This is a genomic window from Paraburkholderia sp. RL18-085-BIA-A, from assembly GCF_046027075.1.
GTDB lineage: Bacteria > Pseudomonadota > Gammaproteobacteria > Burkholderiales > Burkholderiaceae > Paraburkholderia.
Window position 1 is genome coordinate 1 of sequence record NZ_JARESU010000431.1, and the last position, 1,365, is coordinate 1,365.

Annotated in this window: 2 protein-coding genes; both read left to right on the top strand. The window is 64.6% G+C overall.

Going from position 1 to position 1,365, the window contains the following annotated elements; genetic code table 11:
* Positions 1-903 (top strand): efflux RND transporter periplasmic adaptor subunit (locus P0D89_RS53025; protein WP_408371216.1); only part of this gene is annotated, 903 nt, incomplete at its 5' end.
* 16 nt (positions 904-919) lie between these two features.
* On the top strand, positions 920-1,365 hold a 446-nt coding region (locus P0D89_RS53030), incomplete at its 3' end, for an efflux RND transporter permease subunit (RefSeq protein ID WP_408371214.1).

Below are 1,365 nucleotides of genomic sequence, written 5' to 3' on the forward strand. Positions count from 1 at the left end.
ACACTGGACGAGTTCGACTTGAGCGACGTGCGTAGTCAGGTCGCAAGTGCGTCCGCCGCGGTGGCGGACGCGAAGGTTGCAGCCGATGCGGCCAATGCAGCACTGCAGCGCGGCACCGAGCTCGTCACCGCAGGCGGTATCGCGCAGAGCGAACTCGACCGCCGCCGTGCTGCCGCGGTCAATGCGCAAGCCATGCTGAAGTCGCGCCAGGCGGACCTGCAGAAGTGGCAGGGCATGCAGCAACGCCTGATGCCGATCGATGCCCCGGCGAGCCGAAGCAATGGAACGGCCACGCTAGCCCGACTGAGTCCGGGCGATTCACTGGGTGCGCTCGTCGCACCGTTCGATGGTGTGATCAGCAGCGTGGGCGCGGGCGCCGGCAATATCGTCGACATGTCGGCGCCGATTGTGACGCTGGCCGATCTCTCGACGATGTGGGTGCAGGCCAACGTCCCTGAACACGATGCCGCAGAAGTGCGCCCCGGTCAGACGGTGCTTGTCCACCTCGATGGGTATGGCAATCGACAGTTCACCGGCCACGTCATCGATGTCGCCGATCAGGTCGACACCAACACCGGCACAGTAGCGGTCCGCTGCGAACTGCCCAACGGCGACGGCGCACTCCGCGCCAATATGTTCGGCACGGTCGAGATCCAGGCGCCGCTCGGTCGGGACACGACGCTTGTGCCCGACGCGGCGCTCCAGGATGTGAATGGACAGCAAGCCGTATTCATCCCTTCCGGCAACGGCCGTTTCGCGTGGCGCGCCGTTCGTACCGGCTATGCCGCCGACGGCATGACGCAGATTCTCACTGGCCTGTCGGCCGGCACGTCCGTCGTCGCCGTCGGCAGCTACTGGCTGAAGGCTGCGCTCATGAAGAGCACCATTCCCGACGAAGGCTGATCCGCGAGCGCACGCCATGATTACCAAACTTGTCGAGGCGGCACTGAAAAATCGCGCCGCCGTTTTGATTCTCGTCGCCGTACTGATCGTCGCCGGGCTCTATAGCATGCAACGGTTGCCCTTCGATGCGGAGCCGGACATCTCGCCGCAGCAGGTGCTGGTGACGACTCAGGCGCCCGGCCTCGCGCCAGTCGATGTCGAGCGCTCGATCACCGCACCTGTCGAGCTCGCGCTGCAAGGTCTGCCAGACATGCAGAGCCTGCGCTCGATCTCGCGTTACGGTCTCTCCGTGATTTATGTGCGATTCGCCGACGCTACGAACCTGTACCTCGACCGCAATCTGATCAGTGAGCGGTTGCAGACCATACAGCTTCCGCCCGGCACGACCGCACCGCAGATGGGGCCGCTGTCGGATGGCCTTAGCGAGATCTACCAGTTTCAGGTGCGTGGCCACGGGCAGTC